16 protein-coding genes are annotated in these 20,078 nt (G+C 67.7%); 10 read left to right on the top strand and 6 right to left on the bottom strand.

Annotated elements, in window-relative coordinates; genetic code table 11:
- Positions 1-4: 4 nt before the first annotated feature.
- From QM789_RS15605 to QM789_RS15615, 3 genes are read right to left on the bottom strand one after another with little or no spacing between them, the layout of a single operon-like run.
- Positions 5-2,083: a 3-hydroxyacyl-CoA dehydrogenase NAD-binding domain-containing protein gene (locus QM789_RS15605; RefSeq protein ID WP_420352766.1), complete on the bottom strand. Its 2,079-nt coding sequence runs from the start codon at positions 2,081-2,083 to the stop codon at positions 5-7.
- Between the two features lie 11 nt (positions 2,084-2,094).
- Positions 2,095-3,282 (bottom strand): acetyl-CoA C-acyltransferase, encoded by a 1,188-nt coding sequence (locus QM789_RS15610; protein ID WP_420352767.1) that lies wholly within the window; start codon positions 3,280-3,282, stop codon positions 2,095-2,097.
- Positions 3,282-4,778 (bottom strand): class I adenylate-forming enzyme family protein, encoded by a 1,497-nt coding sequence (locus QM789_RS15615; RefSeq protein ID WP_420352768.1) that lies wholly within the window; start codon positions 4,776-4,778, stop codon positions 3,282-3,284. The genes QM789_RS15610 and QM789_RS15615 overlap by 1 nt, the downstream gene beginning before the upstream one ends.
- Positions 4,779-5,132: 354 nt before the next feature.
- On the opposite strand from QM789_RS15615, the gene QM789_RS15620 reads away from it, so the two are divergent.
- The 9 genes from QM789_RS15620 (at position 5,133) to QM789_RS15660 (ending at position 15,185) form a co-directional block, all read left to right on the top strand.
- Positions 5,133-5,909 (top strand): IclR family transcriptional regulator, encoded by a 777-nt coding sequence (locus tag QM789_RS15620; RefSeq protein WP_420352769.1) that lies wholly within the window; start codon positions 5,133-5,135, stop codon positions 5,907-5,909.
- Positions 5,910-6,294: 385 nt separating this feature from the next.
- On the top strand, positions 6,295-7,452 hold the full coding sequence (locus QM789_RS15625) for an ABC transporter substrate-binding protein (protein WP_420352770.1): 1,158 nt from the start codon (positions 6,295-6,297) through the stop codon (positions 7,450-7,452).
- A gap of 22 nt (positions 7,453-7,474) precedes the next feature.
- On the top strand, positions 7,475-8,350 hold the full coding sequence (locus QM789_RS15630; RefSeq protein ID WP_420352771.1) for a branched-chain amino acid ABC transporter permease: 876 nt from the start codon (positions 7,475-7,477) through the stop codon (positions 8,348-8,350).
- On the top strand, positions 8,350-9,309 hold the full coding sequence (locus QM789_RS15635) for a branched-chain amino acid ABC transporter permease (RefSeq protein WP_420352772.1): 960 nt from the start codon (positions 8,350-8,352) through the stop codon (positions 9,307-9,309). Before QM789_RS15630 ends, QM789_RS15635 begins: the two co-directional genes overlap by 1 nt.
- A complete protein-coding gene (locus QM789_RS15640; protein ID WP_420352773.1) occupies positions 9,293-10,009 on the top strand; it encodes an ABC transporter ATP-binding protein in 717 nt (238 codons plus the stop codon). The genes QM789_RS15635 and QM789_RS15640 overlap by 17 nt, the downstream gene beginning before the upstream one ends.
- The gene (locus QM789_RS15645) at positions 9,999-10,724 is read left to right on the top strand and encodes an ABC transporter ATP-binding protein (RefSeq protein WP_420353324.1); all 726 of its coding nucleotides are present in this window, start codon (positions 9,999-10,001) and stop codon (positions 10,722-10,724) included. The genes QM789_RS15640 and QM789_RS15645 overlap by 11 nt, the downstream gene beginning before the upstream one ends.
- Positions 10,725-10,745: 21 nt before the next feature.
- Entirely contained in the window at positions 10,746-12,191 is a 1,446-nt protein-coding gene (locus QM789_RS15650) for a hypothetical protein (RefSeq protein ID WP_420352774.1), read from the top strand.
- 241 nt (positions 12,192-12,432) lie between these two features.
- Positions 12,433-13,953 carry an aldehyde dehydrogenase family protein gene (locus QM789_RS15655; RefSeq protein ID WP_420352775.1) on the top strand — a complete coding sequence of 507 codons (1,521 nt, stop codon included), beginning with the start codon at positions 12,433-12,435 and terminating at the stop codon, positions 13,951-13,953.
- A gap of 26 nt (positions 13,954-13,979) precedes the next feature.
- The gene (locus QM789_RS15660) at positions 13,980-15,185 is read left to right on the top strand and encodes an NAD(P)/FAD-dependent oxidoreductase (protein ID WP_420352776.1); all 1,206 of its coding nucleotides are present in this window, start codon (positions 13,980-13,982) and stop codon (positions 15,183-15,185) included.
- Here the strand turns inward: QM789_RS15660 and QM789_RS15665 are convergent.
- From QM789_RS15665 to QM789_RS15675, 3 genes are read right to left on the bottom strand one after another with little or no spacing between them, the layout of a single operon-like run.
- A complete protein-coding gene (locus QM789_RS15665; protein WP_420352777.1) occupies positions 15,182-15,496 on the bottom strand; it encodes a hypothetical protein in 315 nt (104 codons plus the stop codon). The genes QM789_RS15660 and QM789_RS15665 overlap by 4 nt on opposite strands.
- On the bottom strand, positions 15,486-16,952 hold the full coding sequence (locus QM789_RS15670) for a UdgX family uracil-DNA binding protein (protein ID WP_420352778.1): 1,467 nt from the start codon (positions 16,950-16,952) through the stop codon (positions 15,486-15,488). Before QM789_RS15670 ends, QM789_RS15665 begins: the two co-directional genes overlap by 11 nt.
- On the bottom strand, positions 16,949-18,154 hold the full coding sequence (locus QM789_RS15675; RefSeq protein ID WP_420352779.1) for a putative DNA modification/repair radical SAM protein: 1,206 nt from the start codon (positions 18,152-18,154) through the stop codon (positions 16,949-16,951). The genes QM789_RS15670 and QM789_RS15675 overlap by 4 nt, the downstream gene beginning before the upstream one ends.
- Before the next feature lie 219 nt (positions 18,155-18,373).
- On the opposite strand from QM789_RS15675, the gene QM789_RS15680 reads away from it, so the two are divergent.
- A complete protein-coding gene (locus QM789_RS15680) occupies positions 18,374-20,053 on the top strand; it encodes a thiamine pyrophosphate-binding protein (protein WP_420352780.1) in 1,680 nt (559 codons plus the stop codon).
- The last annotated feature ends 25 nt before the right edge of the window (positions 20,054-20,078 follow it).

The following is a 20,078-nucleotide window of genomic DNA, read 5'->3' on the forward strand; positions in this document are numbered from 1 at the left end:
CCGCTCACTCCTTGTTCATGTCGGCAAAGCTGCGGCCCGTGGCCGCCATCTCGCGCAGGAGCGCGGGAACCTGCCAGTAATGGGGATCTTCCTTGGCATAGCTCTCGATCCGCGCGACCAGAACCTTCGCGCCGATCCGGTCGGCATAGTTCAGCGGCCCGCCCAGATGGCGCGGAAAGCCGTAGCCGAACAGGAACACCGCATCCACGTCCAGCGGGCGCAGCGCGATCTTTTCCTCGACCACGCGGGCGGCCTCGGAGATCATCGCCGTCATGTAGCGGGCGACGATTTCCTCATCCGTGAAGGTGCGCGGCGTGATGCCCTCGGCCTTGCGCTCGGCCTCCACGATGGCGACCGCCTCGGGGTTCACCTTGCGGTGTTTCGGATCGTCGTAAAGGTAGTAGCCGCGCCCGGTCTTGCGCCCGAACCAGCCCTGTTCACAGATCCGGTCGGAAATCGGGCTGTAGCGTTCCTCGGCGGGGCGGGTCGGCGCCTTGCGCTTGCGGGTGGCCCAGCCGATATCCTGCCCGGCGAGGTCGCCCACCGCGAAGGGCCCCATGGCAAAGCCGAACTCCTCCAGCGCGCGGTCCACCTGCTCGAACGCCGCACCGTCCAGCACCATGTAATCCGCCACCTTGCGGTAATGCGCGAGGATCCGGTTGCCGATGAAGCCGTCACAGACGCCCGAACGCACCGCGACCTTCTTCATCTTCGCCGCCAGCGCGAGCGCCGTGGCCACCACATCCGGCGCGGTCTTCTCGGCCACCACGACTTCCAGCAGCCGCATCAGATGCGCGGGCGAGAAGAAGTGCAGCCCGATCACGTCCTGCGGCCGCGAGGTCGCCGCCGCGATGGCGTTGACGTCCAGATAAGAGGTATTCGAGCCCAGCACCGCGCCTGGCTTGCAGATCTGATCCAGCTTGCCGAAGATGTCGGTCTTCACCGCCATATCCTCGAACACGGCCTCGACCACCACATCCACATCGGCGAGGCTTTCGAGCCCCACCGTCGCCGTCAGCCGCCCGAGCATTTCGTCGCGCGCCTCGGCGGTCATCTTGCCGCGCTTCACCGCACCGTCGAAGTTCTTCGCCACCGCGGCCTTTGCCGCCTCCGCCCGCTCCGGCGCCATTTCGACCAGCGTGACCGGCAGACCCGCCTGCAACATCGCCGTCGCAATGCCGACGCCCATCGTGCCGCCGCCGATCACGCCCGTCTTGTTCACCGGACGCGGCGTCTCCTTGGCCTCGGGGAAGGTCTTCGCCACCCGTTCGGCATCGAAGGCATGGATCAGCCCCTGACGATCCGGCCCGTCCATCAGTTCGAGGAACAGCGCACGTTCCGCCTTCAACCCCTCGGCCAGCGGTGCGCCCGCATGGCCGATCGCCTCGACCGCCTTGATCGGCGCCGCCAGCGCCGGGCGCTTCGCCCGCAGCCGCGCATCCGCCGCCGCGATCACCGCCGCATCGGGCGTGATCACGATGTCGCCGGTACGCCGGGTGGGCAGGCTGCCGTCCAGCACCTGCGCCCCCGCGATCAGCGCCGCTTCGCGCGGGGAGCCTTCGCCCATCCGGTCCAGAAGGCCCAGCTCCACCGCCTCATCCGCCGCAACGAACCGGCCCGTGGTGATGATGTCGATCGCCTTGTCGAGCGCGATCAGCCGTGGCAGGCGCTGCGTCCCGCCCGCACCCGGCAGGATCCCCAGCGTCACTTCCGGCAGACCCAGCCGCGCCCCGGGCAGGCCGACCCGCGCATGGCAGGCCAGCGCCAGTTCCAGCCCGCCGCCAAGCGCCGTGCCATGCACCACCGCGACCACCGGCTTCGCGCTGGCTTCCATCGCGTCCAGCACATCGGGCAGGCGGGGCGGCACCAGCGGCTTGCCGAATTCGCGGATATCCGCGCCCGCCGAAAACGCCCGGCCCTCGCCATAGATCGCGATCACCTTCACCGCCGGATCGGCGTTGAGCGCAGCAATCGCATCCACCAGCCCCTGCCGCAGCGCCGCGCCAAGCGCATTCACCGGCGGATTGTTGAGCCCGATCAGGCCGATCCCGTTTTCGACCGCAAGCTGTGTCACGTCCGTCATCCCATCACTCCTCAGTCCAGCCGCTCGATGACCATGGCAATACCCTGGCCCACGCCGATGCACATCGACAGACAGGCATAGCGCCCGCCCGTCCGTTCCAGTTGCCGCATCGCGGTCAGCACGATCCGCCCGCCGGACGCACCGAGCGGATGGCCCACCGCGATCGCCCCGCCGTTCGGGTTCAGCCTGCTGTCGTTCGGGTCGAGCCCCAGTTCCTTGCAGCAGCCGAGCGCCTGGCTCGCGAAAGCCTCGTTGATCTCGATCAGGTCCATGTCCTTCAGCGTCAGCCCGGCCCGTTCCAGCGCCTTCGGCACCGCGAAGGCCGGGCCAATGCCCATGATCCGCGGCGGCACGCCCGCGATGGCACCCGACACGATCCGCGCGCGCGGCTTCGGACCCAGCGTCTTCGACCCGATCATCAGCGCCGCCGCCCCGTCGTTCACGCCCGAGGCATTCGCCGCCGTCACCACGCCGCCCTTGAACAGCGGCTTCAGCGCGGCCATCTTTTCGAGCGAGGTTTCCGGCCGGGGATGCTCGTCGGTATCGACCACGGTCACACCCTTGCGGGTCGCGATCTCAATCGGCTGGATCTCGTCCTTGAAGAAGCCCTCGGCGCGGGCGGCCTCGAACTTCTGCTGGCTGGCATAGGCGAAGGCGTCGCATTCCTCGCGCGTGATGCCATAATCCGCCGCGAGGTTGTCCGCCGTCTGCGGCATCGAGAAATCGCCGAAGATCTCGCCGAATTCCTTGTTCGGGAAGCGGGTGCCGATGGTGGAATCGAAGATCTGCGGATTACGGTCCCAGGCGGCGGGGGATTTCGACACGACGAAGGGCGCCCGCGTCATGCTCTCGGTCCCGCCTGCGACATACAGTTCCGCCTCGCCCACGGTGACCGAGCGCGCGGCATCCAGCACCGCCGCCATCGCCGATCCGCACAGCCGGTTGACGGTCAGCCCGCCCGCCTCCATCCGCACCCCGGCCAGAAGGCCCACGAAGCGCGCGACGTTGCGGCTGTCCTCGCCCGATTGGCAGACGTTGCCAAGGATCACGTCCTCGATCTTCTCCACCGGCAGTTCGGAGCGCTGCACCAGCGCCCGCACCACCTGCACCGCCAGATCGTCCGGCCGGATCCCCGAAAGCGCGCCCGCGTGACGGCCGAAGGGGCTGCGCAGCCCGTCGTAGATATACCCTTGCAGCATCAATGCGTTTCCTTTTCCTCAAGGTCCTTGCGGAAATGTTCGAGAAGTTTGTTCTTCAGGATTTTCCCGGTCGCCGCCTGCGGCAGCGCCTCGGCGATGATCACCCGCTCCGGCACCTTGTAGGCCGCCATGCGGGCATGCACCCAGTCGCGCAACTCCGCCTCGGTCACCGGGTCATGGGCGGTGACGAAGGCAATCACATGCTCGTCGCCGCCACTGGTCCGGCCCACCACGGCACAGGTCGACACCGCCGGATGCAGGCTCAGCACCGCCTCCACCTCGGGCGGATAGATGTTGAAGCCGGAATGGACGATCAGTTCCTTGAGTCGCCCGGCGATATGCACCGCGCCATCCGGATCCTGCCGCGCGAGGTCACCGGTGCGCAGGAAGCCGTCCTCGGTCAGCGCGGCGCGCGTCGCCTCGGGGTTGCGGTAATAGCCCTTCATCACGTTCGGCCCGCGCGCCCAAAGCTCGCCCACGCCGTGTTCGTCCGGGTTGTGGATCACGACCTCCACCCCCGGAACCGCGATGCCCACCGAAGAATCGTCGCGCGGGTTGTCCAGCCGTGTCGTGGCGATCCCGGGCGAGGCCTCGGTCTGACCGTAACCGTTGTGCAGCGGCAGGCCGAACACCCGCTCCACCCGGTGCTTCAGGCCCAGATCGAGCGGCGCGCCCCCGGCGTAGATGTAGCGCAGGTTCCTGTGTTCGGGGCTGGCGATGCCAAGCTTCCCCAACCGGCGCAGCAGCGCGGCAAAGATCTGCGGCACCGCGGGCAGGATCGTCACCTCCTCGCGGATGTCCTCCAGCACCTTGTCCGGGTCGAAGCGCGGCATGCAGATCAGCCGCGACCCCTTCGCCAGCGCGGCGAGGAACACCGAACTCAGCCCGAAGATATGCGTCCCCGGCAGAACCGCGAGCGTCGTGTCCTGCGGCACGAAGCGGCGCAGCGAGGACGAGGTTTCCGCCATGAACAGCAGGTTCGCATGGCTCAGCATGACACCCTTCGGCTCTCCCACCGTGCCGCTGGTATAGATCAGCACGGCGGTCTGCTCCGGCCCCGGATCCACCGGCTCGGGGGGGACATCGGCGACCGGCGTGACCAGCACGTCGCCACAGCGCAGATGCCCGAGCGACAGCGCGTTCAGGCGCGCCGCATGGTCACGCGCAGCCTTCGACGCCTCGGGCGTGAAGAGAATGCAGCGGACACCGGCGACCTCGGTCAGGCGCTCGACTTCGGGTTCGGTCAGCCGCGCATTGGCCAGAAGCACCCAGGCGTCGAGCCGGCTGAGCGCCAGGATCCCCACCAGATAGGTCACGCTGTTTTCGCTGAGTAACATCACCCGGTCGCCGCCCCGCACGCCATGCGCCGACAGATGCGCGGCCATGTCTCCGGCCAGCGCATCAAGCTCCGCATAGGTATAATCGGCGCCATCGTGATCCCGGATCGCGACATGCGACGGATCACCGTTGCGCAACAATTCATGTATACGCTTCAAAGCCTCCCCCCTTCCGTTTTCGTCAGGTTCCGGCCCGGAGCACCGCACCCTCACGGCTGGGCGCGCGGCGGTCGCGTGACCGATTCCCGATCAGATCCCCCAGCAGCCAGCCCGTCGCGTTGCCTCCACCACGCCCGGATCCCGATCCAGACACAGGCCGGAGCCTATGCGAACGGTTAGTCTGCATAGCGAACGGAGTATGCGCATAGCAAATTTCAGTCAAGAAATTTCCACCACCCCCGGAAAACGGGGCAAATTTGCGGTTTGCACTGCGAACGAAGGTTGTCTAATCGGCACCTTTGCAGGAGAGTTGGAACCGAACCCACCATGACCGACCGAACGACAGAGCGCGGGATGACCGAAGAAAACGAAAGCGGCGACCGGCAGTTCGTCACCGCGCTGGCGCGCGGGCTGGATATCCTGAGTTGCTACAAGAAGGGCGATCGTTTCCTGTCGAATCAGGAACTGGCGCGCCGCACCGGGCTGGCACGGCCGACCGTATCGCGGCTGACCTATACGCTCACGAAGACCGGGCATCTGATTCGTGACGAGAACAGCGGCGAATACCGGCTGAGCCCGAAGGCCCTGCGGCTCGGGTTCAGCGTTCTGGCGGCGGTCGATATTTCCGAACGCTTCGCGCTGGACATGCAGGCGCTGTCGAAGGGCCCGAACCCCTATGTCACCGTGGCGCTGGCCGAACAGTCCGGCACGCGGGCGGTTTACCTTGCGGCATTGCGCTCGCATCAGGCGATCTCGCTGTCCGTCTCGGTGGGCGCGCGTCTGCCGCTGTTCTATTCCGCGATCGGGCGGGCGATCCTGGCGGCGATGAGCGAGGCGAAGCGCGCCCGGATCCTGGCACAGGGCATCCGCGAATTCCCCGGCCAGCGCGAGCGCATGGAACAGGGCGTGCGCGACGCCCTGCGGGATTACGCAACCTATGGATATTGCACCAGTTTCGGATCCTGGAAACCGGAGAGCAACGCCATCGCCGCGCCGCTGATCTCGGCCGATGGCACCACGCTCTATGGCGTCAACGTCGGCGGGCCGTCGTTTCTGGTGACGCCCGAGGAGCTGCACACGGAATATGGCCCGCGGCTGCTCGACGCCCTTGCCGACATCGGCCCGCAATAACCCAACCGGACCCCTACGCCCCGCATCCGGTCGGCGCCCGCGGCGCCGGCCCCATTTTCGCATTCACGGCAGCGATGGCGGCCAGACATTCATCCGTTCGCAATGCGGACGGATGGTTCAATTTTGTTGACTCAGCCTTTTCGCCATGGCAGGCATCAGGTGGGGAGAGAGGCGCGCTTTGGGAGGCCGCCGAGCGGAAGGGACGCCAAAATCAACAGGCAAGGTCCGCGTGGCGAAACCCCTTTGGGGGCAAAGTGATCTTTCTTTCGATGTGACGAGAATGGCCCGCACCTTGCCGTGCGGGGCATGGGACGACATGGGCGGAGGAACAGCGGGCATCGGCCCGGGCGCACTCCGTCACATCCAGAGAGGTGGGGAGACTCCGATGTTGAAAAGAATGGCGGCCTCTGTTTTGGCCCTTGCGGTGGGGATCGGCGGCGCCCAGGCGGCGGAACTGGTCATCGGCTCGCAGATCCCGCTGACCGGCGCGCTTGCCCGGGTCGGCACCGGGATGAACGAGGGCCTTCAGGTCGCGGCCAAGGTCTTCAACGAGACCAACGGCAAGCACACCATCAAGATCATCACCATCGACGACGAAAGCCAGCCCGCGAAGGCCGTCGCCGCGATCGAGAAGCTGGATGCCGAGGGCGCGGTCGCGTTTACCGGCGGCTACGGCTCGAACATCATCGGCCCGGCCTCGGAGGCGGCGGAACGGCTGGGCAAGGTCTACATGACCTCGGGCGGCGTGGCGACGGAACTGGCGCATCGCGGGTTGAAGACCTTCTTCCGGATCAGCAATGCCACGGGCTATGCCAAGGCGGTGATCGGGCTTGTCAATGATCTGGGCGTCGAAAAGATCTCGCTCGTCGTCTCCACCCGCGAGGCGACGCAGGAAGTCGGCCAGATCATGCAGGAGGCCTGGGAAGCGCAGGGCAAGAAGGTCACGGTGCATTCCTTCGACCCGGCGATCACCGATTTCAAGCCGATCCTGCACAAGATCAAGCTCCAGGACCGCTCCGACGCGCTGGTCATGGTCGGCTATGAAAACGATTATGTCGGCATCATCCGCGCCGCCAAGGTTCTGAAGCCCGGGGTGAAGGCGGTGATCGGCACCTGGTCGCTGGCCACGCCGAAAATGTGGCAGGATTTCCCCGATCTGGTGAACACCACCTACGGCACCGCCACCCTGCCCTTCCCGACGCAGTTCACCAAGCCCGAGGAACAGACCTTCGCCGATGCCTACAAGGCGATGTTCGACAAGGAACCCGACTATCTGGGCACCTTCGGCTATGTGCAGGGGCTGTTGCTGTATAACGCCGTCGCCGAGGCCTATGACGCGGGCACGCTGAACTCCGGCGGGGTACAGGAGGCGCTGCGCAAGGGGCCGCATGACACGCTGATCGGTCAGGTCATCTTCGACGAAACCGGCGACAACGCCAATTTCGCCCACCGCATGGCCCAGCATCAGAACGGCGCCATCGCCATCGTCTGGCCCGAGGAAAACGCCACCGCAAAGCCGCTTTTCCCGGCCGTGCCCTGGTAACCCCACAACCGGGATATGCCGAATGTTCGACCTCGTTGCTCAATCCATCTTTTCCGGGCTGCTGGCGGGCGCCTATTACGCGCTGATCGCCCTGGGCCTGGCGCTGGTCTTCGGGACCATGCGCATCATCAACATGGCCCATGGCGAACTGGTGCTGCTGGCCGGATATATCGCCTATACGGCTGAATCGCGGTTCGGGCTGGATCCGGTCGCGGCGCTGCCGCTGGCGGTGGCGATCGTTTCGCTGACCAGCGTGATCGTCTATCTGCTGCTGACCCGGATCAAGACCGACCGGGAGATCAACTCCCTGATCCTCACCTTCGGCATCGCGATCATCCTGACCAATGGCATCCTGATGGCCTGGTCCGCCGATATCCGTTCGACCAGTTCGAGCTGGTATCTGGACGCGGTGATCATCGGCGATACGCTGTTCGCGATGAATTCCGAAATCCTGTTCGGCATCGTCGGCGTGCTGGTCATCGGCGCGATCTGGTGGTGGCTGTCGAAAAGCTGGTATGGCCGGGCGCTGCGCGCGGTTGCGTCGAACCGCGACGCGGCCAAACTGATGGGCATCGACCCGCGCATGACGGAAATCCTGTCCTTCGCGCTGGCCGGTCTGCTGGCCGCCATCGCGGGGATCGCCCTTTATACCGGCAAGGTGATCGAACCCTCGCTGGGCCATGCGCTGACGGTCAAGGCCTTCATCATCACGGTGCTGGCGGGTCTGGGCTCTGTTCCCGGCGTGCTGGTCGGCGCAATCCTGATCGCGGTGGCCGAAAGCCTGACGGCGACGCTGTGGTCCTCGGCGCTGCAAGGGCTGGTCGCGATGGTCCTGTTCCTGGTCGTCCTGCTCGTCATGCCCTCGGGCCTGTTCGGGCGTGCAAAGAGGCGCGGATGATGAAACATCTTTCCCTGATCGTTCTTCTGGCGCTGGCCTATCTGGCGGTGCCCCTCGCCTTCGGGAGCAATACCTATGTCATCGGCATCATCGTCTCGGCGCTGACCGTGGCGGGGGTGGCCGTGGCCTGGGCGATGCTGGGCAACCTCGGCGGCATGGTGTCCTTTGGTCATGCGGCGTTCTTCGGGGTCGGCGGCTATGCCTCGGCGCTGCTGGTGATGCGGCTCGGGCTGCCGGTGTTCCCGGCGATCCTCGCGGGCGGGATCGTGGCGGGGGCGGTTTCCGTCCTGACGATGCCGACGCTGCGGCTGCGCGGGCCCTATTTCGCGCTGGCCATGCTGGCCTTCGCCGAGATCTTCCGCATCCTCGCCATCGAAATGCGCTGGCTGACCAATGGCGCGGGCGGGCTTTTGTCGATCCCGCGGCTGCCCACGGTGTTCGGCGTCGATTTCGGCTCCCGGCTCGGCGGGTATTTCGTCGTGCTGACGCTCGTGCTGCTGATGGTGCTGATCTACTGGGCGATCCGGCGCAGCGCGGGCGGGCTGGCGCTGCGCGCGATGCACGACAGCGAGGATGCGACCCTTGTCGTCGGCGTCAACGCAACCTGGATGAAGGCGGCGGTGCTGATGCTCTCGGCCTTCCTCACCGGGACGATGGGGGCGTTCAACGCGCATTACATCAACTTCCTCGAACCCGATTACGCCTTCCACGGCAGCTGGACGACGCTCGCGATCGTCTCGGCGATCTTCGGCGGCTACCGGACGCTCTGGGGTCCGGCGGCGGGGGCGGTGGTCGTCTATCTGGTGGATCAGTTCGTGTTCAAGGCGATCATGCCCTCGGGTCATCAGCTGATCCTCGGCGCGCTGCTCGTCGCCATCGTCATCTTCTCGCCGAGCGGCCTGCTGCCCTGGCTCGTGCGCCGCTTCACCAAGGAGGCCGGACATGCTGCTCACCCTTGATCATGTGACCGTCACCTTCGGCGGGCTGGTCGCGGTTTCCGATGTCAGCTTCGCGCTGAAGGAACACGAGGTGATGGGGCTGGTCGGCCCGAATGGCGCGGGCAAGACGACGCTCTTCAACGTCGTCTCCGGCCTTGCGCGGCCGAGCAAAGGCAAGGTCACCTTCCTCGACCACGACCTGACCGGCACGCCGATCTACAAGCGCGCGCGCCTTGGCATCGGCCGGGCGTTTCAGGTGCCGCAGCCGATGCACGAACTGACGGTGCGCGAGAACCTGATCGTCGCGCAGCGCTTCGGCACCGGCCACAGCGACCCGGAGCGGATCGACGAGATCCTCGACCTGACGCAGCTTGGCCACAAGGCGAACCGCGATGCGGCGACCTCTCTCGCGCTGACGGAGCAGAAGGCGCTGGAGGTCGGCAAGGCACTGGCCACTTCGCCGAAACTGCTGATGCTCGACGAGGTTCTGGGCGGGCTGGAGACCACCGGCAAGCGCGCCTTCATGAAGACGCTGAACGCCGCGCGGGAACGTTTCGGCGTTGCGCTGCTGATGGTGGAACACGACATCGAGACGATCTCCAACAGTTGCCCGCGCGTGCTGGTGCTGAACTTCGGCAAGCTGATTGCCGATGGCAGCCCGGACGAGGTTTTCCGCAATCCCGAAGTTATCAGGAGCTATACCGGTGGCGATGCTGCTTGAAATCGACAAGGTTCGCGCCGGATATGACGCGATCAACGTGCTTTGGGACATCTCGCTGAGCGCCGAGGAAGGCAAGGTGACCTGCATCCTCGGCCCGAACGGCGGCGGCAAGACGACGCTTCTGCGCGCCATCACCGGGCTGATCCCGGTCAAGCAGGGGCAGATCCGCTTTGCCGGGCAACCCACGACCAACATGAAGACCTGGAAGCTGGTCGAGGACGGGGTGACGATGATCCCCGAGGGCCGGATGATCTTTCGCGACATGACGGTCGAGGACAACCTGCTGATCGGCGGCTTCATCAAGCGTTGCCGGGCGAATGCCAGGGCCAATCTGGACATGGCCTATGACATCTTCCCCCGGCTGAAGGAGCGCCGCCATCAGCTCGCCAGTTCGCTTTCGGGTGGCGAGGCGCAGATGCTGGCGATGGGGCGCGGCCTGATGGAGGAGCCAAAGCTGATCCTGATCGACGAACCCTCGCTCGGCCTGTCGCCCTTGCTGACCGACGAGGTGATGGCCATCATCGCCCGGCTGAAGACGCAGGGCCGCACGATCGTGCTGGTCGAGCAGAACACCCACAAGGCGCTGGAGATCGCCGATCATGTCTATCTGGTGCGCGGCGGCAAGGTCATGCTGTCGGAGAGTGTCGGCGATGTGGATCTCGACCGGCTGCACGACCTCTACTTCGCCCGCGACACCGCGGCGGAGCGGGGCTGAGCCAGACCCGAAGTGCCGCGGATGACGGTCCTCCCCCCGCTCCGCGGCCGGCCCGGCAGGATCAGCGCGGTCGCCCTGATCGCGCTGATCCTGCTGGCCATGATCGAGGCGCTGTTCCCCACCCCCGCGCTGCGGATGCTGGCGCGGGGGCTGCTGCTCGTCTATCTCGCGCTCGAATGGCGCGCGATTCAGCGCAATGGCCGGATCATGGTGCTGATCGCGGCGGCGATGACGGCGGTTGCCCTGCTGCGCGGCGCGGCGGACATGGCGGCGCTCGGCCGCGCGCTGGATCAGGGCGTGTTCCTCGCCACCTTCTTCGCCAATCAGTTCTTCCTGCGCGAACCCGCGCGCCGCTCGGCCCTGGTGCGCCGCTGTGCCGGGTTCTTCATCGACCAGATGCCCGCGCGGCGCTATGGCCTGCTGACGCTGGGGGGCTATCTGTTCGGCATCATCCTGAACATGGGCGTGCTGAGCCTGCTCGGCCTGATGATCCGGCAGCGCAACACGCTCGCCTCCGCCGGTGGGCATGAACATATCCGCACGATCCGCGAGCGGCGGATGGTGCTGCCGCTCCTGCGCGGGTTTTCGGTGACGCCGCTCGGCTCGCCGATTTCCATCGCGATGGTGGTGCTGCTGACGGTGCTGCCGGGGGTGGACTGGCTCCGGCTGCTGGGGCTTGGGCTGATGACCGGGGGGATCGTGCTCGTCCTCGGCTGGGCGCTCGACCATGCCACCGCGCCGCGGCATCTGGCGCATCTGCTGCCGCCGGTGCCCCGGCAACGCGGCTTTGGCGCGCTGGCGGGGGTGATCGGGATCGTGCTGGGGATCTTCGCCCTTGCGCTCTCGATCGAGGGTCTGGCGGGGCTGCCGCTGAACCGCGCGGTGTTGGCCGCGCTGCCGCTGGCGGGGCTGATCTGGCTCGCGGCGCAGCACCGGCGGTTTCCGGCGCCCATGGCCGCGCGGCTGATCGGGCGGCGGTTGGTGCGCGAGGGCACCCGCACCTTCCCCCGCTTCCGCACCGAGATCGCGATCCTCTCCTCCGCCGGGTTCATCGGCACGCTGCTCTCGGCGCTGGTGCCGCCGCCGGTGATGGGCGCGGCGCTGATGGCGGTGCCGCTGCATGCGCTGCTGCTGCCGGGGTATTTCACGCTGCTGGTGCTGCTTGCGGGGCTCGCCGGGCTGAACCCGATCGTCACGGTCTCGATCCTCGGCGCGGCGCTGGCGGCGGTTCCGGCACCGGGGGTTCCGCGCGACATCCTCGCGCTGGCGCTGATGGCGGGCTGGACGCTCACGATCAACGCCTCGGCGATGACCGCTTCATCCATGATCGTCGGCGATCTGGTCAACCGCAGCGCGCGCGAGGTCACCCTGCTCTGGAACGGCCGTTTCGCGCTCCTGGCCTGGCTGGTGCTGTCGGGCTGGTTCGCCCTTCTCGTCCTCCTCCTCGACAAAGGCGGCACCCCCTGATGCGATCGGTCCTGCGAGCTGATGTGGCCAAAGCGGCCTTTCCGGTGGTGGACGGACATCCGATCCTCGCGGGGGGCACCGCCAAAGTGCCGAAGGAAACGCCGGGGATCGGGTCTGCGTGACCTCGGGCGGGTCTCATGTGAAACCGGAATGACATCGGGTTGATTTGGAATTGGCACCCGCCGGTTCCCTCTGGCACCTTGGGCGCAGAATCACACATGCCCCGCGCACAGGATCCCCGATGACCCAGCCCAGCCTTGCCGCCCAGACCCACGCCCTGCTTGCCGAAATCGGTGTCGATCCCGCGCTGTTCACCGGCGGCACGATGCCCGGCTTCAGCCCGGTGACAGGCGAGCAGGTCGCCACGCTGCCCACCGACACGCCCGAAACCGCCGCCGCCGCCATCGCCCGGGCCCGGGCGGCGTTTCTCGACTGGCGCGTGGTGCCCGCGCCGCGGCGCGGCGAACTGGTGCGGCTTCTGGGCGCCGAACTGCGGCTGGAGAAGGAACGCCTGGGCCGGCTGGTCTCGATCGAGGCGGGCAAGAGCCCGTCCGAAGGTCAGGGCGAGGTGCAGGAGATGATCGACATCTGCGACTTCGCCCTCGGCCTTTCGCGGCAGCTTTACGGCCTGACCATCGCCACCGAACGGCCCGGCCACCGGATGATGGAGACCTGGCATCCGCTGGGCGTGGTGGGGGTGATCACGGCGTTCAACTTCCCCGTCGCGGTCTGGTCGTGGAACACCGCGCTGGCGCTGGTGTGCGGCAATCCGGTGATCTGGAAACCCTCGGAAAAGACCCCGCTGACCGCGCTTGCCTGTCAGGCGATCCTCGCGCGCGTGCTGGCGCGGTTCGAGGGCGCGCCGGAGGGGCTGTCGCAGGTGCTGATCGGCGGGCCGGAGGTCGGCAACGTTCTGGTCGAAAGCCCCGATGTCGCGCTGATCTCGGCCACCGGCTCGACCCGGATGGGGCGCAGCGTCGGGCCGAAGGTGGCGGCGCGGTTCGGGCGCACGATCCTCGAACTCGGCGGCAACAATGCGGGGATCGTCTGCCCCTCGGCGGATCTGGACATGGCACTGCGGGCGGTGGCCTTCGGCGCGATGGGCACGGCGGGGCAGCGCTGCACCACGATGCGGCGGCTCTTCGTGCATGACAGCGTTTATGACGCGCTGGTGCCCCGGCTGATCCGCGCCTATGCCAGCGTGACGGTGGGCAACCCCCTGGAAACACAGGCGCTGGTCGGCCCGCTGATCGACCGCGCGGCCTTTGACGGCATGCAGGCGGCGCTGGATGCCGCGCGGGCGGCGGGCGGCACCGTGCATGGCGGCAGCCGCGAAACGGTTGGCCCCGAAACGGCCTTCTACGCCCGCCCCGCCCTTGTTGAAATGCCCGCCCAGACCGGCCCGGTGCTGCACGAAACCTTCGCGCCGATCCTTTACGTCATGCGCTACAGCGATTTCGACGCGGTGCTGCGCGAGCACAACGCCGTGGGCGCGGGGCTGAGTTCGTCGATCTTCACGCTCGACCTGCGGGAGATGGAGACTTTCCTTTCTGCGGCGGGGTCGGATTGCGGCATCGCCAATGTCAACATCGGCACCTCCGGCGCGGAAATCGGCGGTGCCTTCGGCGGCGAAAAGGAAACCGGCGGCGGGCGCGAAAGCGGCTCGGACGCGTGGAAGGGCTACATGCGCCGCGCCACCAACACGATCAACTATTCCCGCGCGCTGCCGCTGGCCCAAGGCGTGGTCTTCGACATCGACTGACGCCCCTCCCCCGCGAAAGGCATTCCATGCGTGACTCCTATGATGTGGTGATCGTGGGCGGCGGGGTGATGGGCGCCTGCACCGCCTACTGGCTGGCCGCCAACCCGGATTTCGACGGCTCGATCGTGTTGATCGAGCGCGACCCGAGCTATGCCCGCTCCTCCTCCGCGTTATCGGCGGCGGGGATCCGGGTGCAGTTCTCGAACCGGGCGAATGTGGAGATCGGCCTGTTCGGCACCGAGTTCATCCGCGATTTCCCGACCCTGATGGAGGTGGACGGCGACCGCCCCGGCCTGGGCTTCCACCCCGGCGGCTATCTGTTCCTGGCCAATACCGAGGATCAGGCCCGCATCCTGCGCGAGAACCACGACGTGCAGCGCGCGGCGGGGGCCGAGGTGGAACTGTGGGATGCCGACCGGCTGAAATGGGCCTTCCCGCATCTGAATACCGATGACATCCGGCTCGCCTCCTATGGGCTGAGCGGCGAGGGCTGGTTCGACAATACCGGCATCATGGCCGGTGCGCGGCGCAAGGCCCGCGCGCTTGGCGCCGCTATCGTGACGGATGAGGTGGTGGGGATGACCCGCGCGGGGAACCGGGTCACGGGGGTGCGGCTCGCCTCCGGCGCCACCCTCGGCGCGGGCACGGTGGTCAATGCCGCCGGGCCGCGCGGCGGGCAGGTGGCGGCGATGGCGGGCATCGCCCTTCCCGTCGAGCCGCGCAAACGCACGCTTTTCGTCTATGACGCCGCGCAGACACCCGAAGGCAGCGCCCGCGTCAATCAGGGCCGCCTGCCGTTGATGGTGGATCCGAGCGGCGCCTGGTGCCGGCCCGAAGGGCGGTTCTTCCTCGCCGGCGGGGTGCCGGAGAATGACGCCCCGGCCCCCCATGACGATTTCGCCCCCGATCATCCGGAATGGGAGAACCAGATCTGGCCCGCCCTCGCCGCCCGTTCGCCGCAGTTCGAGGCGCTGAAGCTCGTGCGGTTCTGGGCCGGGCATTACGACTACAACACCTTCGATCAGAACGGCATCGTCGGCCGTCATCCGGAAATCCGCAACTTCATCTTCCAGAACGGATTTTCCGGCCACGGGCTGCAACAGGGGCCTGCCGTCGGCCGCGCGGTGATGGAACTGATCACCTACGGCGGCTTTCGCAGCATCGACCTGAGCGAGATGCGCTATGAGCGGATCGCCGAGGGCAGGCCCTTCCTCGAACAGGCGGTCGTCTAGCGGCGACCGCCGGAGAAGGCCCCGCCCAGCACGAAGCCGACCGCAAGCCCCATCAGCCCGACCGTGGACAGCACCGTCGCCGCCGTGCCCGGGTTTTCCCGCATCGCCCCGGCGGCAACCTGCGCCTGATCGCGGACCTGCGACACGGCCTGACGCGCGCGGCCCTTGCCTTCGTCGAAGGCCTCCCCGGCCTCATCCGCCATATCCGAGGCCCGCGCGGCGAGCGATTTGCTGATCTTCGCCATCTCCTTCTTCAGATCGGCGATCTGCTGTTCCATCGAGGCGCGGATGTCCTCCGAACTATTGGCCATTGGCGTTCTCCTTCTGTGATCGTCCGGGATCCTGATCCCGGGTTGAAAACGCCCGAAGGCCGGTCAGGTTCCCGCAGCGGCGCAGATCCCGCACCAGTTCGGCCCGCAGCCGCCCGTCGCCCTGCCGCAGGATCGCCGACGGGTGCCCGCTGATCAGCACCGGCCCGCCATGCAGCCCGGTCTCGATCCCGCCGCGCCGGGGGCCGAGCGGCGCGTCATCCCCGGTCAGCGCAAAGGCGGCGGATGCGCCCAGTGCCATCACCAGCGCGGGCCGCACAAAGGCCAGCTCCAGCCCCAGCCACCAGCGGCACTGCACGATTTCCCCCCGATCGGGGTTCTGGTGCAGGCGCTGCTTGCCGCGCGGAGCGAATTTGAAATGCTTCACCGCATTGGTGAGCCAGACCGCCGCCGGATCGAGCCCCGCCTCCGCCATCATCGCGCGCAGCAACTGCCCCGCCGGGCCGGTGAAGGGGCGGCCTTCCAGATCCTCGCGGTCGCCGGGCTGCTCGCCCACCAGCATCAGCCGGGCCCCCGGCGCGCCCTCCCCCCAGACGGTCTGCGTCGCCGCCGCGCACAGCCCGCAGCGGCGGCAGTGCATCGCCCCTGCCCGGGCTTCGTCCAGCGTTCCGGGCCTTTCCGACGCCTGCGACAGCGTGGCGCGCACCCGGGCCGAGACCGCCGCCGCCCCGGGGCGCGGCACGCTGGTCGCCCGGCGCATCCGTTCCACCCGCGCCTCGGCATCCTTCAGCATGCCGGGGATCAGCCGCGTTTCCGGCAGGTTCTTCCAGTATTTCTTCGGCATCTCCGACCGCATCGCCTGCACCTTCACCCGCGCCGGGTTGAAGATATGGGCGAAATAGGTGGCCCAGAGGCTTTCCGACGCATCTTCCGGCAGATCGGGGCGCTGCCCGCCGGGGCCGAAGCTCAGCCGCCCCGCCTCGAACCGCGCGGTCAGGCGCGGCGTGGCGATCAGCCAATCCATATCGGCGAACCGGCGGGCAAAGAACGCGCTGCCGGGTTCCAGCGTATGGTGTTCGGGCTCGAACCAGGCGGCAAAGCGGTGCCCGGGCAGTTCGCGAAACCGCACGAAGGCGTGCATCTTGTGAATGTCGCGCCGCACCGCACCGGCCATCAGCCCCAGCCGCCGCCCCAGGGGATCGGCCGGGCCGAGCGGATCGCCCTCCCGCCGGTCCAGCCGCCAGAGCGCCTGATACAGCAGGGCAAACCGTTCGGGCGCGGCATGCCAGATCACCGTCCCGGCCAGATCCAGAAACCCCGCGGGCACCTGCACCCGATGCGGGCCGGGCGCCCCCGGCAGCGGCTCCGCGGCGAAGAGCCCGCCTTCCCCGCTCCACTCCAGATCGCCGGGCGCGATCCGGTGGCTGATCGCGATCCGCGCCGCCGCGCGCCAGGCCCCGGACAGGCCCCGCTCCGGCAGGGTGACCGCATAGCTCATAGCAGGCGCAACTGCTCCGGCGGCGGCGCGAACCGCGCGCGCAGATCGGCGCTGTCGGTCAAGGCCCCGGGTGACCAGCCCGGCAGGGTGACGAAGGGCCGCGCCTTCTTCATCAGCGCCCCCATCCGCGCCAGATCCTCATAGCGCAGCGTCCGCCCCCGCCGCGCGGCGAGGATCCGCGCGACCGTCCGCGTGCCGAACCCCGGCACCCGCAGCAGCATGTCCTTGCCCGCGCGGTTCACGTCCAGCGGAAACAGCCCCCGGTGCTGCAACGCCCAGGCGAGCTTCGGGTCGATCTCCAGGTCCAGATGCCCGGCCTGCGTGCCCGTTGCGATCTCTTCCGCCGTGAAGCCATAGAACCGCAGCAGCCAGTCGGCCTGATACAGGCGGTGCTCGCGCATGAGCGGCGGCTGGATCAGCGGCAGCGCGGCCGACGCCTCCGGGATCGGCGAGAAGGCCGAGTAATAGACCCGCCGCAGCCTGTAGCCGGTATAAAGCCGGGTCGCGCTGGTCAGGATCGTCACGTCATCGGTACCATCCGCGCCGATGATCATCTGCGTCGACTGCCCGGCGGGGGCAAAGCGCGGCGGGCGTTTGCCGGTATGGCTGCGCTCCTTCGCGGCCTCCCCCTCCAGCCGCACCTGCGCCATCGCGGCGCGGATCGTCTCGGGGCGTTTTTCCGGCGCGAAGCGGCGCAGCCCCGCATCCTGCGGCAGCTCGACATTGATCGACAGCCGGTCGGCGTATAGCCCCGCCTGCCGGATCAGGTCCGGGCTCGCATCGGGGATCGTCTTGAGGTGGATATAGCCCCGGAAACCATGGTCCTGCCGCAGGCTCCGCGCGATCCGCACCATATCCGCCATCGTCTGATCCGGCGAGCGGATGATGCCGGAGGACAGGAACAGCCCCTCGATATAATTCCGCCGGAAGAAGTCCAGCGTCAGCGTCACGACCTCCTCGACCGAGAACCGCGCGCGTTCCACATTCGACGACACCCGGTTGATGCAATAGGCACAGTCGAAGATGCAGAAATTCGTCATCAGGATCTTCAGCAGGCTGATGCAGCGCCCGTCCGGCGTATAGGCATGACAGATCCCGCTCCCGCCCGAAGCATCCCGTTTCCCGCCGGAAGAAGCGCAGGAAGCATCGTATTTCGCGGCATCCGAAAGGATCGCCAGTTTGTCCTGAAGGGGTCTTGCCATGTGGTGCAAGGTAAATGTTCCCTAAATGTTCGTCAATATCGGACCAGACGCCGGGCCGGATCGCCGCCCGCCGGTCGTCATGCCATCGCGCGGCGCCACGGGCGGATGCCCCGCCATCATGAATTCATGAACAGATGTCATCGCCCCACCCGCATTTCCCCGATGACCCGGCGCCGGATCCACGGGATAGTGCCCCTGTCCCAGCCATGGAGCCCGCCGATGCCCATCCCCCAACCCGCCGCCCGGACCGGAGGCCAGATCCTCGTCGATCAACTGCTGATCCATGGCGCGGACACCGCCTATTGCGTGCCGGGCGAGAGCTACCTTGAGGTTCTGGACGCGCTGCATGACGTGCGGGACCGCTTCCGCCTGATCAATGCCCGGCACGAGGCCGGCGCCGCCGACATGGCCGAGGCCTATGGCAAGCTCACCGGACGGCCCGGCATCTGCATGGTCACCCGCGGTCCCGGCGCCTGTCATGCCGCGATCGGCGTGCATATCGCGCAGCAGGACAGCACACCGATGATCCTCTTCGTCGGCCAGATCGACCGCGCCACCACCGACCGCGAAGCGTTTCAGGAAATCGACTATCGCGCGATGTTCGGCACCGTGGCGAAATGGGCGACGCAGATCGACGATGCCCGCCGGATCCCGGAATATATCGCCCGCGCCTTCCGGGTGGCGACCTCGGGCCGCCCCGGCCCGGTGGTCGTCGCCCTGCCGGAGGACATGCTGACCGACACCGTGGTGGTGGAGGACGCCCGCCCCTATCGTCCCGCCATGGCGAAACCCGCACCCGAGGACGTATCCGCCCTGACCGAAGCGTTCGCCGCCGCCGAACGGCCGCTGCTGCTGCTGGGCGGCTCGGGCTGGAGCGATCCGGCCTCGGCCGCGATCACCCGCTTTGCCGAGGCGAACGGCATCCCCGTCGCCTGCTCCTTCCGCCGCCAGGACATCGTGCCCGGGCTGTCGCCGGTCTTTGCCGGGGATCTGGGCACCTCGACCAGCCCCGCCCTGTTCCGCCGGATCGCTCAGGCCGATCTGCTGGTGGTCATCGGCGCCCGGCTGGGAGAGATGACGACCAGGACCTATGCCGCGCTGACGCCGCCGAACCTGTCCTGCCGGTTGGTGCATGTCTATCCGGATCCGGACGAGATCGGCCGGGTCTATGCGCCCGACCTCGGCATCGCCTGCGCCCCCGGGCCGCTGGCCGCCGCGCTGGAACCCGTCGATCTGGGCCGCCGCGCGGCATGGGCCGATTGGTGCGGGCTTCTGCATGGCGAATACCTGGCCGACAGCACACCCTCCGAAGACAGCCCCTGGCCGCTCGACATGGCACAGGCGCTGTCCGCGATCCGCGACACCCTGCCCAAAGACACCGTAGTCACGCTCGACGCGGGCAACCATACCGGCTGGCCGCAGCGGTTTTTGCGGTTCGGGCGGCCCGGGCGGATCCTCGGCTCGACCTGTGGTGCGATGGGCTATTCGGTGCCTGCGGCGGTGGCGGCCTCGCTGCGCGACCCAGAACGCTGCGTGCTGTCCTTCGTCGGCGATGGCGGCTTCATGATGAGCGGCAATGAAATCGCCACCGCCGCGCAATTCGGCGGGCGGCCGATCGTGCTTTTGTTCAACAACGGCGTCTACGGCACGATCCGGATGCATCAGGAACGCGAACACCCGATGCGGGTTTCCGGCACCACACTGGAGAACCCGGATTTCTGCAAGATGGCCGAAGCCCTCGGCGCCCATGCCGAACGGGTCACCCGCACCGCGGATTTCCCCGCCGCCTTTGCCCGCGCGCGGGCCTGCGGACGGCCCGCGGTGATCGAACTGGTCACCGATCCGGAACAGATCTCGACCCGCACGACCATCTCCGCCCTGCGCAAGGCCGCCCGCTGACGTTGCCGCAATGCCGCGCCTGTTC

The sequence above is a fragment of the Paenirhodobacter sp. genome (assembly GCF_047600745.1).
Taxonomy (GTDB): Bacteria; Pseudomonadota; Alphaproteobacteria; order Rhodobacterales; family Rhodobacteraceae; genus Rhodobacter.